9 protein-coding genes are annotated in these 14,395 nt (G+C 33.5%); 6 read left to right on the top strand and 3 right to left on the bottom strand.

The genetic code is table 11. The annotated features are described in order from the left end of the window. Positions 1–32 precede the first annotated feature (32 nt). Positions 33–1,451, bottom strand: coding sequence for an aminotransferase-like domain-containing protein (locus NLG42_RS17120; protein ID WP_257681670.1), 1,419 nt, complete (start codon positions 1,449–1,451; stop codon positions 33–35). A gap of 101 nt (positions 1,452–1,552) precedes the next feature. Between NLG42_RS17120 and NLG42_RS17115 the strand changes: the two genes are divergently transcribed. The 6 genes from NLG42_RS17115 to NLG42_RS17090 all read left to right on the top strand — a co-directional run bounded on the left by NLG42_RS17115 (position 1,553) and on the right by NLG42_RS17090 (position 11,694). Beyond that, entirely contained in the window at positions 1,553–2,470 is a 918-nt protein-coding gene (locus NLG42_RS17115; protein ID WP_257681669.1) for an EamA family transporter, read from the top strand. Positions 2,471–2,799: 329 nt separating this feature from the next. After that, positions 2,800–5,061: an acyl-CoA dehydrogenase family protein gene (locus NLG42_RS17110; RefSeq protein ID WP_257681668.1), complete on the top strand. Its 2,262-nt coding sequence runs from the start codon at positions 2,800–2,802 to the stop codon at positions 5,059–5,061. 204 nt (positions 5,062–5,265) lie between these two features. Next, positions 5,266–6,909 carry a DUF6377 domain-containing protein gene (locus tag NLG42_RS17105; RefSeq protein ID WP_099718343.1) on the top strand — a complete coding sequence of 548 codons (1,644 nt, stop codon included), beginning with the start codon at positions 5,266–5,268 and terminating at the stop codon, positions 6,907–6,909. Positions 6,910–7,115: 206 nt separating this feature from the next. Continuing rightward, positions 7,116–9,332, top strand: a complete 2,217-nt coding sequence (locus tag NLG42_RS17100; RefSeq protein WP_257681667.1) for a glycoside hydrolase family 3 C-terminal domain-containing protein — start codon at positions 7,116–7,118, stop codon at positions 9,330–9,332. Positions 9,333–9,493: 161 nt separating this feature from the next. Next, a complete protein-coding gene (locus NLG42_RS17095; protein ID WP_099718341.1) occupies positions 9,494–10,144 on the top strand; it encodes a DUF1349 domain-containing protein in 651 nt (216 codons plus the stop codon). A 401-nt stretch (positions 10,145–10,545) separates the two neighbouring features. Beyond that, positions 10,546–11,694, top strand: coding sequence for an acyltransferase family protein (locus tag NLG42_RS17090; RefSeq protein ID WP_257681666.1), 1,149 nt, complete (start codon positions 10,546–10,548; stop codon positions 11,692–11,694). Positions 11,695–11,862: 168 nt separating this feature from the next. Here the strand turns inward: NLG42_RS17090 and tyrS are convergent, their stop codons facing one another. Both tyrS and NLG42_RS17080 read right to left on the bottom strand, forming a co-directional pair. Further along, complete coding sequence (gene tyrS / locus NLG42_RS17085) at positions 11,863–13,065, bottom strand: tyrosine--tRNA ligase (RefSeq protein ID WP_257681665.1); 1,203 nt, start codon at positions 13,063–13,065, stop codon at positions 11,863–11,865. A gap of 223 nt (positions 13,066–13,288) precedes the next feature. After that, positions 13,289–14,395 carry an NADH:flavin oxidoreductase gene (locus tag NLG42_RS17080; RefSeq protein WP_257681664.1) on the bottom strand — a complete coding sequence of 369 codons (1,107 nt, stop codon included), beginning with the start codon at positions 14,393–14,395 and terminating at the stop codon, positions 13,289–13,291.

The following is a 14,395-nucleotide window of genomic DNA, read 5'->3' as shown; positions in this document are numbered from 1 at the left end:
CTGTTCAGCTTTTTTTTTGTTTGTTAAATTATTTATTTGGCAGCGAGTTTTCCTAAAATTTGTATCGATTCTCTAAGTTCATTTGTCCAAGGAAGACCAAAACTCAGACGCATACAATTTGAAAATTGATCTTGAAAAGAAAAAATTCTTCCTGGAGCAATACTAATATTATGTTTCATCGCTAACTGATACAATGCAGCGGTATCGATGCTTTTATCAAGTTCAATCCATAGAAAAAAACCGCCTTGAGGCTGACTTACTTTTGTTCCTGCGGGAAAAGATTCTAAAATCGTGTTTATATAATTATTACAATTACGATTTAAAATTTGACGAATTTTACGAAGATGATTCTCATAACGTCCATTTTTAAGAAAATCCCCCACAACTTCATGTGTAATTGTAGGCGAGGAGAGGCTGTGGTATATTTTATTTCGTAAAATTTGTTTTTTAAACTTCCCAGGCGAAACCCAGCCTACACGATAACCCGGCGCAAGTGTTTTAGAAACAGAGCTGCAGCAAAGCACAATACCGCTTTCGTCATAAGTTTTACAGTTTGTTGGACGACTGGAACCAAAATACAAATCGCCATGAATATCATCTTCAATCAGCGGAATATTGTAAAATTCCATTAATCGAACCACTTCTATTTTATGTTCAGCCGGCATCATACTTCCAGATGGATTACTGAAATTGCTCATCAACAAACAAAGTTTTACTTTCTTTGAAGAAAGAGCTTTTTTTAAAGCTTCCAATTCTATACCAGTAGTCATATTTGTTGGCAATTCCATAATATATAAACCCAACGATTTTGCCAATTGTAAAATTCCAAAATACGCTGGACTTTCAGTAATAATAGTATCTCCTGGTTTTGTCAAAGTCATTAAACAATGTGAGATTGCACTAGTACAGCCTGGCATTGTAATTATATCATGTTCAGTCAAAGATCCGCCCCAAGTATACGACCAGCGCGCAATTTCTTTTCGCAAATTTAAGTTTCCTTGAACTTGTTCGTAACTCGTTCCGCTGTTTGGAAGCTGTCGCATGGCTTGAACCATTCCTTTATTCAGTTTAGCAATAGGAAGCAGCTCATTCGATGGAAAACCTAAAGACAGCATTGTAATATTTTTATCAGTCATGTTTCCATAAACCTGATCAATCAAATCTTCACGGTCGATATTTTCACATTTTAAGATAGGACTGCTTGGTGACGGCTCAGGAATCGTTCTAGCCGAAATATTACTTACATAATAACCAGATTGAGGTCTCGATTCTATCAGCGATCTGCTTTCGACTTCGTAATATGCTTTGCTTACGGTACTCATGCTGTAGCCTGTTTCTGCGCAAACTTCACGTATAGAAGGCAGTTTATCGCCCACATTCAAAACACCAGATTTAATCTGTTTTTCAATTCGGTTCGCAAACTGCAAATACAAGTAATTCGAATCTTTCATAAAAAAAAACTGTTATGGTGCAATTTACAAAAACTGTATCTGTATTGCTGTATAATTTTTAAGAAATTTGTTTCATCAAAAAAAGTATAAATAATATCCAGATGAAAACAACAAAATACTACATCGCAGCCATTACATGTTTTGTAATCTGGGGATTTTTTAGTTTGGTTTTAAAGCCAATACATGAGTATCCATCATTGGATATATTATTTTATCGTGTTTTCAGCTGCAGTATTCTAATGCTTTTGATTTCGTTTACTTTTAGAAGAAAGAAAATTAAAGAAACCATAGCTGTTTTTAAAGCAATGCCGGTTTTTGAAAAACGAAGAAGTATTTTATTAAATATTGGGGGAAGCGTTTTTTTAATGGCAAACTGGTTCACATTTATTTATGTAATGAATCATGTTAGTGTAAAAGCAACTTCATTAGCTTACTTAGTATGTCCAATTTTAACCACTTTATTAGCTTATTTTATTTTGCATGAAAAACTTAGCAAAACACAATGGATGGCTGTTGGCTTAAGTATTTCGGGCTGTCTGCTTTTATCTTATACTAACATTATGGATATGGTTTTCAGTATTATAATCGGATTTACTTACGCCTCTTATTTAGTAAGCCAGCGTATCAATAAAGGGTTTGATAAATTTATAGTCTTAACATTCCATATTACATTGGCAGCTTTATTTTTACTGCCTTTTTATCCTGCTTACAGCGGACAGGTTCCAACAGAGTTTAAGTTTTATTTCTGTATTGAAACCATTGCCATTTTGTTTACGATTTTTCCGTTATTCCTTAATTTATACGCACTTTCAGGCATTAATTCTTCAACAGTTGGGATGCTTTTGAATATTAATCCGATGATTGCATTTCTCTTGGCTGCATTCTTTTATAAAGAGCCAATTGGATCTACTCAAATTATCGCATACGGAATTGTATTTCTTGCAGTATTGGTTTTTAATTCACATCATATTTTTGCAATAAAGCAAAAATTAATCCCAGTATCCAAAGGTTCAAAATAAAAGCCGTTTTTTATATTTTTTATTGGTTTAAAATATAAATTACCAGAATCTTAACAGGATGTTTAAACAGGAATGAGTATTTTTCATTCCTGTTTTTTTATGCAGTAATATGTGAAGTATAGACCACCGATTTTACAGATTAAATTGATTTTTCAGCCATGAATTACACAAATTTTCGCAAATTTTTTATTCATACTAATTTTTTTAAATCAATTTGGATTTGTGAAAATTTGTGTAATTCGTGACTATTATTCAACACAAAAAAGTGATCCTTTTAATCTGTGAAATCTGTGAAAAAAAAGTTATTACAAAACCGAATCCCAATTTATATGAAAAACGCCAAACTTCAAGCTTTTATTCCATTGTTTTATTTAGTGTGGTCTGATGATCTTTTAACTCAAAAAGAATTCGCTACGTTAAAAGAATTTATAAAATCTCAAAAAAACCTTTCGACCGAAGAACAAGAATATCTTCTTTCAAAAGTTGATATTTCAAATCCGCCTTCACGAAATGAGCTCACACAGTGGAAATCAGATATTGAAGCTAATATAAAAGACAAATCGTCGATAAAATCCATTTTTGACATTGCCGTTGCACTTTCAGAGAAAGACTTAGATATTTCGACTTTAGAAGCTGATTTTGCAAAACTAGAGAATGATCTTGGAATTCTGGGAGAAGAGGTAATTCAGAATTTTAGAACAAAATCAGATTCACTAACAGTTAACTCTCAAACGACAAACAATTTTGATGTTCGACAGTTAACGGCAATTTTAAACGGCAAAGAAGCTTCAATTATTAATAGAGTAAAATCAATCCTTTCAAAGCCTGAGTTTGCTTATGAAACTTCTACAGATATTAATGTTTACCGTCAAACAGTATATAAATGGTGTAAAATTTTAGCAGATGAAAATCTTGGAAATATGGCATATCCAAAGCAATATGGCGGAGGAGAAAATATAGCAGACTATTTTGCCATTATGGAAACATTGAGTTATCATGATTTGAGTTTGGTAATAAAATTTGGAGTTCAATTTGGACTTTGGGGAATGAGTGTACAATCTCTTGGAACAGAGAAACATTATGCTAAATATCTAAAAGATATTGGTTCTTTAAAACTTCCAGGATGTTTTGCAATGACCGAAACACATCATGGATCTAATGTAAAAGGATTGGAAACTACTGCAACTTACAATCATAACGATCAAACTTTTGCAGTTCATACGCCAAACAAAAATGCTCAAAAAGAATACATTGGCAACGCTGCAGTTCATGGTCAAATGGCAACTGTTTTTGCAAAACTAATTATTGACGACCATGATTATGGTGTAAATGCTTTTATAGTTCCGCTAAGAGATGCAGATGGAAATACTTTAAACGGAATTAAGATAGGAGATTGTGGTCATAAAATGGGCTTGAACGGTGTTGATAACGGAACCATCAGCTTTGATAATGTGGTAATTCCGAAAGAAAATATGCTCGATCGATTTGCTTCAGTAAATGATAAAGGAGAATTTGAAAGTCCGATACCGAGTGATAACAGACGCTTTTTTACGATGTTAGGAACTCTAGTTGGCGGAAGAATTGGGATTCCGCGTTCAGCCTTATCAGCAGCAAAATCAGGATTAACAATTGCGATTCGTTACAGCGATCAACGTCGACAATTTGGACCAGAAGGCGGATCAGAAGTTCCAATTTTAAATTACAGAATTCATCAGCGCCGTTTACTGCCGCATTTGGCAAAAACGTATGCTGTTCATTTTGCTCTGCAATATCTCACTAATAGATTCTTGAGTAGAACAGAAGCTGAAATGCAGGAAATTGAAGCATTGGCGGCTGGTTTGAAATCATATTCAACTTGGAGCACAAGAGATATTCTGCAGGAATGCCGTGAAGCTTGCGGCGGAAAAGGATATCTGTCTGAGAACAGAATTGATGCGTTAAAAAATGACACCGAAATATACACCACTTTTGAAGGTGATAATACCGTTTTAATGCAGTTAACAGCCAAAAATCGTTTATCTGAATTTAGAAAATCCTTTGGCGAAATGGGATCACTGGGAATTATAAATTATGTGTATGAAAATGCAAAGACTGCAATTACCGAAAAGAACCCAATTGCCACTCGCAGAACAGAAGACGAGCATTTACTTGATGGAGAATTCCATTTACAGGCTTTCATTCACAGAGAAAAAACAATTCTAGCATCGGCAGCAAAACGTATAAAAAGGTTAATTGATGAAGGTTTAGATACTTATGATGCGTTTAATGTAGTGCAGCATCAAATGATAGATGTGTCTCAAGCTTACTTAGAAAGAGTAGTTTTAGAACAGTTTCAAATCGCTGTTAAAGCTGTAGAAGATTTAAAAACAAAAGAAATATTGACAAAATTAAGTCAGTTGTATGCACTTTCTCAATTAGAGAAAAACAAAGCTTGGTTTCTTGAAGATGGATATATGGAAGCGGTAAAAACAAAAGCCATCAGGAAAATGGTAAATCAATTATGTTGGGATATTCGTCCAGATGCTTTGGCTCTCGTAAATGCTTTCGATATTCCTGAAAGTTGTTTGTCTGCGCCAATTTCAAAGTTGTAGCATTAAAAAAAATGCTCCGCTGGAGCTTTCAAAACAAATAAAAATTCAGTACCAACTGGTGTTCAAATAAAAATCCCTGAAGGTAATGAAAGTGCCCAAAGCCTCCGAACTATGTTTCTCCTAGTTTTTTAAATAAAATATTTAGGAACAAGAGCAATGTGAATACTTTATTATATTTGTAACTCTTATTTACCTTAAATCAACTTGAAAAAATATTTACTGTTTTTATTATTCGTTTTTGTAAACGTTCCCGTATTTGCTGCCGACAGCATTGATGATATTTTAGCTAAACTAAATCGTGCTTTAGAAAACAAAGAACATTACGTTAAACTTAAAGAAGAGCGAATTTTAAACTTCAAAAAGATTAAATCGGATAGTTTAACAAAGGAACAGGAATACAATTACAACAAAACATTATATACAGAATATCAAAAATTCAATTCTGATTCAGCTATTTTCTATGTAAAAAAGAACTTGAAAATTGCAGATCAGCTTCAAAACAAGGATTTACTGCATTTGGCTCAATTACAGTTAGTAACACTTTATTCTTCATCAGGAAAATATCGCGAATCTGAAGCCATTTTAAAAAGTATCGACAAAAGTAAATTATCAAAAAATTTACTGCCAAATTATTTCATCGCTTATCGCGAGTTTTTTGAGCACTATGCGGCCAACAGTTATAGTATTCAGTATATTGAACAGATACAAAAATATAGAGATTCTTTATTAACCGTTTTAGATCCGCAATCAATAACTTATAAGATCAATAAAATCCAGCAGGATATTTATCATAAAAAATTGTCAAGTGCTCAAAAACAGCTGCTTTTTCTATTGAAAAATTCAAAGGAAGAAGAGCCTCAATATGCGATGATAACCTATTTATTGGGGAAAATTTATGAGCAGACACATCAAGTAGAATTACAAAAAAAATACTATGCGCTGTCAGCCACCGCAGATATTAAAAATGTAAACAAAGACAATGCGTCTATTCAGGAACTGGCTTTAGTTTTTTATGAAATAGAAGATGTCGATATGGCTTACAAACTTACACAATCAGCTATTGAAGATGCTCTTTACTGCAATGTACAATTTCGGACCTTATTAATGTCTGAAGTATATTCGATTATTAATACCGTTTATTTAGAAAAAGAGGCGAAACGTAAAACAGAATTGCAGCTGTATTTGTTATGTATCAGTTTATTATCGGCTTTTTTGATTGTAGCTGTGATTTATGTTTACAAACAAATGAAAAGAGTTTCTAAAATTCGTGGAGAACTTTATGAAACAAGTCAGAAATTAGCAGAATTAAATCAAGATATCTCCAAAACAAACAAGCAGTTACAAGAGCGTAACGCGCAATTATCAGAATCAAACCATATTAAAGAGGAGTATATTGCTCATTTTTTCAGTCTTTGTTCAACTTACATCAATAAATTAGAAAATTACCGAATCATTCTGAATAAGAAAGCTACAGCAAAACAATTCGATGAGATTTATAAAATTCTAAAATCTACGACTCTTGTAGATAATGAGCTTGAAGAGTTGTATAAAAACTTTGATATTATTTTCTTGAATTTATATCCAACGTTTGTAAAAGACTTTAATGCGCTTTTGATCAAGGAGGAACAGATCGTTTTAAAACAGGGAGAATTACTAAATACAGAGCTTCGTATTTTTGCATTAATCCGACTTGGAATTACAGACAGCGTTAAGATTGCGGCATTTCTTCGCTATTCTTTAAGCACAATTTACAATTATCGAACAAGAGCTCGTAATAAAGCAGCAGTTTCGAGAAATGATTTTGAGGAAATGGTCATAAAAATTGGTTTGATTACACAAAAAGCATAGTTTTTTGTTTTAAAACCACTACTTTTTTAGCTTCTTAATTTTTATTAAAATATTAATAATCAATATTTTATATTTTTAATTCACTACTTTTTTTCGTTTAAAAATCTAACACGAACTATAACGTTTTAGTTTTACAATATTATTAAAAGGTGCAAAATGATTACTTGTGTCTTTAATTAAATTGAATGCTTAAATAATTAATAGTTATGTTTAAAAACGTTAAAACAATCGTTGTTTTAGTTTTATTGAGTTCATTCGGATTGAATGCACAAAATAAAGTTCCTGTTTATCTAGATGATAAAAAGCCAATTAGTGAACGTGTAGAGGATGCGCTTTCGCGAATGACAATCGAGGAAAAAATCGCCATGATTCATGCGCAGTCAAAATTCAGCTCTCCAGGTGTGCCGCGATTAGGAATTCCAGAAAACTGGATGACTGACGGACCTCACGGGATTCGTCCTGAAGTAAAATGGGATGAATGGGATCAAGCTGGCTGGACAAACGATTCTTGTATTGCATTTCCAGCTTTAACGGCACTTTCGGCAACATGGAATAAAGAATTGGCTCATTTATACGGTAAATCACTTGGAGAAGAGGCACGTTACCGCAACAAAAATGTACTATTAGGACCTGGAGTAAACATATACAGAAGCCCATTAAACGGTCGTAACTTTGAATATATGGGTGAGGATCCGTTTTTAGCTTCAAAAATGGTTGTTCCTTATATCAAAGGAGTTCAATCGAACGGAGTAGCGGCTTGTGTAAAACATTTTGCTTTAAACAATCAAGAAACAAAACGTAATTCTGTTGATGTAATCGTAGATGATCGTGCTTTGTACGAAATATACCTTCCTGCTTTTAAAGCTGCAGTACAAGAAGGCGACGTATGGTCAATCATGGGAGCTTACAACAAATATAAAGGCCAGCAATGTTGTCATAACGAGTTTTTATTAAATGACATTCTGCGCGGTGAATGGGGCTTTAAAGGAGCTGTAGTTTCAGATTGGGGAGGTGTCAGCGATACAAAACAATCTATTCATAATGGTTTGGACATGGAATTTGGTTCTTGGACAAATGGGCTTTCTTGGGGAACAAGTAATGCTTATGATAATTATTTCTTAGCAAAACCTTATTCAGAAATGATTAGAAAAGGTGAAGTTGGAACTAAAGAACTAGATGAAAAAGTTCGTCGTGTTTTACGTTTATCTTTCTTGACTACAATGGATAGAAATCGTCCTTTTGGATCTTTTGGAACACCAGAACATGCTGAAGCTGGCCGTAAAATTGCCGAAGAAGGAATCGTTTTACTTCAAAATACAAATAACATCCTGCCAATTAATCTTTCTAAAACTAAGAAAATTGCGGTGATTGGAGAGAATGCAATTAAAATGATGACTGTTGGAGGTGGAAGTTCTTCGCTTAAAGCAAAATATGAGATTACACCTCTTGAAGGTTTAAAGAAAAGAATTGGCAGTCAAGCTGAAATTGTTTACGCTCGTGGTTATGTAGGAGATCCAACAAGCGATTACAATGGAGTTATCGCCAAAGTAAGCTTAGAAGACAAACGTTCTCCTGCAGAATTAACTGCAGAAGCGTTAAAGGCAGCTAAAGATGCAGATATTGTTCTTTTTATCGGCGGTTTAAACAAAAGCGATAAACAAGATGCTGAAGGATTCGACCGCACAGAACTTGGACTTCCGTACAATCAGGATAAATTAATTACTGATTTAGCCAAAGTAAATAAAAACATCGTTTTTGTAAATATATCTGGAAATGCAGTTGCAATGCCTTGGATTAAAGAAGTTCCGGGAATTGTACAAGGTTGGTTCTTAGGAACAGAAGCAGGAACTGCTCTTGCTGCGATTTTAGTTGGAGATGCAAATCCATCAGGAAAACTTTCTTTTACTTTTCCAGCCAAATTATCAGACAATGGAGCACACGCTTTAGGTGAATTTCCGGGTGGAGATACTGTAAAATACAACGAAAGTATTTTTGTTGGTTACAGATGGGCTGATAAACAAAAAGCAAAACCATTATTCTCGTTTGGTCATGGTTTGAGTTACACCACTTTTGCATACGGAAAAGTTACGGCTGACAAAAAACAAATGACAGCGGGAGATCAAATTACATTTTCTGTAAAAGTAAAAAATACAGGAAGCAGAGAAGGATCAGAAGTTGTACAGCTTTACATTAGTGATTTGAAATCTTCATTACCGCGTCCGATAAAAGAACTAAAAGGTTTTGAGAAAATCTCGCTTAAAGCTGGAGAAGAAAAAACAGTAACTTTTACGGTTGACAAAACGGCGTTAAGTTTCTTTGATGATAAAAAACATGACTGGGTTGCGGAGCCTGGAGATTTTGAAGCAATTATTGGAGCTTCTTCAACAGATGTAAAATCTAAAGTGGGATTTTCACTTAAATAATTTCATTATTTCTAAATTGGTTGGTTAGTAAAGCTGCAAGTGTAAAAAGTTGCAGCTTTGCTTTTGAACTAAACTTATCATTAAGATATTATCTAATTTAAGGATTGAACTTGCTATCTTACAGGGTAAAAATAAAATACTTTATTGTTTAAATTGTTATTATGAAAAAAGCTTTACTTGGGGCAATGACTTTGTTTTTAGCCCAAAATCTATCGGCGCAAAGCCTAAACAAAATGCAATGGTTTAATGAACCTGAAAAATGGGAAATTAAAAACAATGCTTTAATTATGAATGTTACTGCAAACAGTGATTATTGGCGTATTTCACATTATGGTTTTACAGTTGATGACGCCCCTTTTTATTATGCTAATTACGGGGGAGAGTTTGAAGTAAAGGTAAAATTAACAGGAAACTATATTGCTCGTTTTGACCAAATGGGACTTATGATTCGTGTTGATGAAAAAAATTATATTAAAACCGGAGTTGAGTTTGTAGACGGCAAGTTTAATATCAGTACCGTAGTGACTCACGACAAAAGCGATTGGAGTGTTACAACGCTCGAAAAAGCACCGCCTTTTATTTGGATAAAAGCAGTAAGAAGATTAGATGCTGTCGAAGTATTTTTCTCTTACGACGATAAAAATTATATAATGACCAGAAATGCACCTTTGCAGGATAATAAGCCCGTGATGGTAGGATTAATGGCCGCTTCTCCAGACGGAAAGGGTTTTGAAGCAAAATTTGAAAATTTCTCTGTAAAACATCTACCTGATCAACGCAGAGCAGAATGGCTTAAAAATCACCAAGAGTAGTTAATTGAGAAAATTAGATAATTGGTGACTTTAACAGCTTTCTATTTTACTTTGCCGGTGGTAATTAATTCTAACGCATAGAAACATAGATTTCAAATATTAAAAATGTATTTCACTTATTCGAAAAACACAAAGTTTAGAATGCGAAAGAAATGTATTTCTTCTTTGTACTATTTTGTAGAATAAAGCGTACTGTTTTTTAAGTGTCAAAAAAATAGTACGCTTTAAGCAGAGACTGACAGATAAATATTAAGTTGCTATATTTTTTCTTCTTATTGCAAAAAAAACGCAGAAAATTTGCAGCTAAGTCAAAAACCAGCCATTAATTGTAAAAAAAAGCGCTATTTTAGCCAATGCCAAATAACATAAATTAATCTTTTAACCACAAAAAAAAGTATTTTATGAGTTCAATTTCTATTGACATTAAACCAAAAAAACATTATGAAATTTTAGACGGTTTACGTGGAGTAGCCGCAGTTCTAGTCGTTATTTTTCACATTTTCGAGGCTTTTAATGAGGGAAGCCGATTTAAACAACTTATGAATCACGGTTATTTGGCTGTTGATTTCTTTTTTCTTTTATCAGGTTTTGTTGTAGCATATGCTTACGATGACCGCTGGGGCAAATTGACACAATGGGAGTTTTACAAACGTCGTTTAATTCGTTTACAGCCCATGGTTATTATGGGAATGATAATAGGAGCTATTTTCTATTATTTTCAAGCTTCAGATGTAATGTTTCCACAAATTGCAGGAATGGAAGTGTGGAAAGTAATTTTAACTATGGTAATTGGTTTTACTTTATTGCCAATTCCGCCATCATTAGAAATTAGAGGATGGGGAGAAATGCATCCGTTAGATGGACCGGCGTGGTCGTTATTCTTTGAATATATTGGTAATATTTTATACGCATTATTCTTTCGTAAATTTTCAAATACTGTGTTATCAACCTTCGTTTTGATATTTGCGGGAATGCTTATCAATTTAACTGTTTTTGGACCAAAAGGTGATGTTATTGGAGGTTGGTCGTTAAATCTTGAGCAAATGAATATTGGTTTTACACGTTTGTTGTATCCATTCTTTGCAGGAGTTTTATTGTCACGATTAGGAAAACTAATTCATATCAAAGGTGCTTTCTGGGTTTGCAGCCTTTTAATCATCATTATTTTCAGTATTCCAAGACTTGGAGATGAAAACAGCTTGTGGATGAACGGTTTATACGAATCATTTTGTATCATTGTTTTGTTTCCAATAATTGTTGCAATTGGAGCAGGAGGGCAGATCACAAATCCTGTATCGCTTAAAGTTTGTAAAGCTTTAGGAGATATTTCATATCCAATTTACATCATACATTATCCATTAATTTACTGGTATATGGCTTGGGTTGCCGATAACAAAGTTACTTTGAAAGAAGGATATCCATTAGGAATTGGAGTTTTATTTGCAAGTATTGTAATTGCAATATTATGTTTGAAATTCTATGATGAGCCAGTTCGTAATTGGCTTACAAATAAATATCAAAAACTTAAAGTTGCCGTAGCTAATAATTAGTTTTGTAAGGAACAAAGGCTCAGAGCAGCAAAGGTTCAAAGAGACAGTGTTTTTTGTCCTTTGAACCTTTGCTGCTCTGAGCTTAAAACAAAAATATTGAATTTCTAATTTTGTTAGTTGTAGATATTAAAAAAGGGATAAATTTCATATTTTAATCTCTTTCGTATTTTACAGCAATTCATAGAAATTTCTCTTTCCTATTTTGATTTTTGTTTCTTTTTCTAATGAAATCATTTCGAATGGATTTAGAATTTTTTCATTATTAATCTGAACTGCACCACTTTCAATCAATCTTCTGTTTGCTGACTTCGTAATGTCATTTTTAATTAAAGAACAAAGATCAATTAAGGTTATTTCGTTCTTTTCATTTTTTAAAGAAGATATCATAACCGAGACAAATGATTTTGACTCCAAATTTTTATTTTGAAATTGATTAATGAAGAATTTCTCAGCTTCTTCGGCACTATTTTTATTATGGTACTGAGTGATAATATTTTTCGCAATCAACTTTTTAATATTCATTGGATTATCATTTTCCAATCTTTTTTTGATTTCTTGTTTTTCTTCTGATGAAAAATCAGTTGTCAATTCCAAGAACTCTAAAATAAGAGCATCTGGAATCGACATAGTTTTTCCAAACATTTCGTTTGGTTCGTCTATTAATCCAATTGTATTGTGCAACGATTTACTCATTTTTTCTTTTCCGTCAAGTCCTTTTAGCAATGGCATGCACATAACAATTTGTCCTGGTATGTTAAAATTTTCCTGCAATTGTCTTCCCATAGTACAATTAAATAACTGATCTGTGCCACCCATTTCGATGTCGGCATTGATTTTTACAGAATCAAAACCCTGTAAAATGGGGTAAACCAATTCATGCATTGCAATTGGTGTGTTTTCTGAAAAGCGTTTGTTAAAATCATTTCTGTGCATCAGTTGAGCAACTGTAACATTTGACATAATCTGAATTATTTCAGAAAAAGATAATTCATCCAGCCACTCTGAATTGAAAACGATTTTTGCTTTCTCAACATCAATAATTTTCGACAATTGCGAAATATAAGTATTGGCATTGTGTTTTACTTCTTCAGTACTCAATGGTTTTCGACTTTTATTTTTTCCTGTAGGATCACCAATTCTGGCAGTAAAGCTTCCTACTACAATTACGATTTGATGTCCTAAATCCTGAAATTGTTTTAGTTTTTTCAAAACAACAGCATGACCCAAATGCAAATCGGGAGCGGTTGGATCAAAACCAAGCTTGATAATTAATTTTCTGTTCTCTTTTTCAGCCAGATTTATTTTTTCTTTCAAGCCATTTTCAGGAAGAAAGATTGCTGCATTTTCTTTAAGTTTTTGAATTGTTTCCATTTTTTGAAAATAAAAAAGCCCGGACAAAAATGCCCGGGCTTAAAGGTTGATATATAATTTATTCGTTTAATTTACAATCGCGAATACGTTGAATTATATGCATAGTCTTTCCGAGCAAGTATTATTGCATAATAATAAGTGCTGAAAAAAGGAAGGCGTAATATGCTGTTCAAGAATTTCATTCGATTGCAAATATAATTTTTTAATTAATAACTTTTATAGTTTATTCTAAAATCAATTGACCTAAAGCTTCTTTACTGAAACCTTTTAATTGGTCTAATTTTCCTTCTTTAATTTTAGCAACCCAGTTTGGATCCGATAAAAGAGGTCTTCCAACAGCAACTAAATCAAAATCACCTCTATCGAAACGTCTGTTTAATTCCTCTAAAGAAGTTGGTTCAGAGCTTTCTCCTGCAAATGCACCAAAGAAATCACTAGAAAGTCCAACAGAACCTACTGTAATAGTTGGCGTTCCAGTTACCTTTTTAGCCCATCCTGCAAAATTCAAATCAGAACCTTCAAATTCAGGCTCCCAGAATCTGCGTTGAGAACAGTGTAAAACATCCACACCAGCATCAACAAGAGGAGTAAGCCAGGCTTCTAATTCCTGCGGATTTTTAGCCAATTTATAATTGTAATCAGAAGGTTTAAATTGAGAAAAACGCATAATAACAGCGAAATCTTCACCAACTTGTTTTCTAATTTCTTTCACTACTTCGATAGCAAAACGATTACGCTCAGGTAATGTTTTACCGCCATAAATATCAGTACGCAAATTGGTTTCGGCTCTAAAGAACTGGTCTATTAAATAGCCATGCGCGCCATGAATTTCGATCGTATCAAAACCTAATCTTTTCGCATCAGCAGCGGCTTTACCAAAAGCTAGAATTGTATCTTCAATATCTTTTTCAGACAGGGAAATTCCATTTTTAAAATCAGGACGATTCAATCCAGATGGTCCTTCAAAAGGAACCGGAGGAACCCATCCAGAATGGTGATTATCCATAACTCCCATATGCCAAATTTGCGGTCCCATTTGTCCGCCGGCAGCATGAACTTCATCAATCACTTTTTTCCAGCCGTTTAAAGCCTGCTCACCGTAAAAGTGAGGTACATTTGCATCATTTGAAGATGAAGGTCTGTCAATTACAGTTCCTTCAGATAATATTAAACCAACTTCACCTTCAGCTCTTTTTTGGTAGTAAGAAGCTACTTCGTCAGTTGGAACTCCATTTGGAGAAAAAGAGCGCGTCATTGGCGCCATTACGATTCGGTTTTTCAGATTTAACGTTTTTAAGTTAAATGGTGAAAACAGGTTGTTTGTACTCAT

Source organism: Flavobacterium plurextorum, assembly GCF_024638035.1.
In the GTDB taxonomy this organism is placed as follows: Bacteria; Bacteroidota; Bacteroidia; order Flavobacteriales; family Flavobacteriaceae; genus Flavobacterium; species Flavobacterium plurextorum.
This window is presented reverse-complemented; position numbering and strand designations above follow the sequence as displayed.

Coding starts and splice junctions, on each gene's coding strand:
- NLG42_RS17120 (WP_257681670.1), bottom strand. CDS start 1,451: ATGAAAGATTCGAATTACTTGTATTTGCAGTTTGCGAACCGAATTGAA.
- NLG42_RS17115 (WP_257681669.1), top strand. CDS start 1,553: ATGAAAACAACAAAATACTACATCGCAGCCATTACATGTTTTGTAATC.
- NLG42_RS17110 (WP_257681668.1), top strand. CDS start 2,800: ATGAAAAACGCCAAACTTCAAGCTTTTATTCCATTGTTTTATTTAGTG.
- NLG42_RS17100 (WP_257681667.1), top strand. CDS start 7,116: ATGTTTAAAAACGTTAAAACAATCGTTGTTTTAGTTTTATTGAGTTCA.
- NLG42_RS17095 (WP_099718341.1), top strand. CDS start 9,494: ATGAAAAAAGCTTTACTTGGGGCAATGACTTTGTTTTTAGCCCAAAAT.
- NLG42_RS17090 (WP_257681666.1), top strand. CDS start 10,546: ATGAGTTCAATTTCTATTGACATTAAACCAAAAAAACATTATGAAATT.
- tyrS (WP_257681665.1), bottom strand. CDS start 13,065: ATGGAAACAATTCAAAAACTTAAAGAAAATGCAGCAATCTTTCTTCCT.
- NLG42_RS17080 (WP_257681664.1), bottom strand. CDS start 14,395: ATGAGTACAAACAACCTGTTTTCACCATTTAACTTAAAAACGTTAAAT.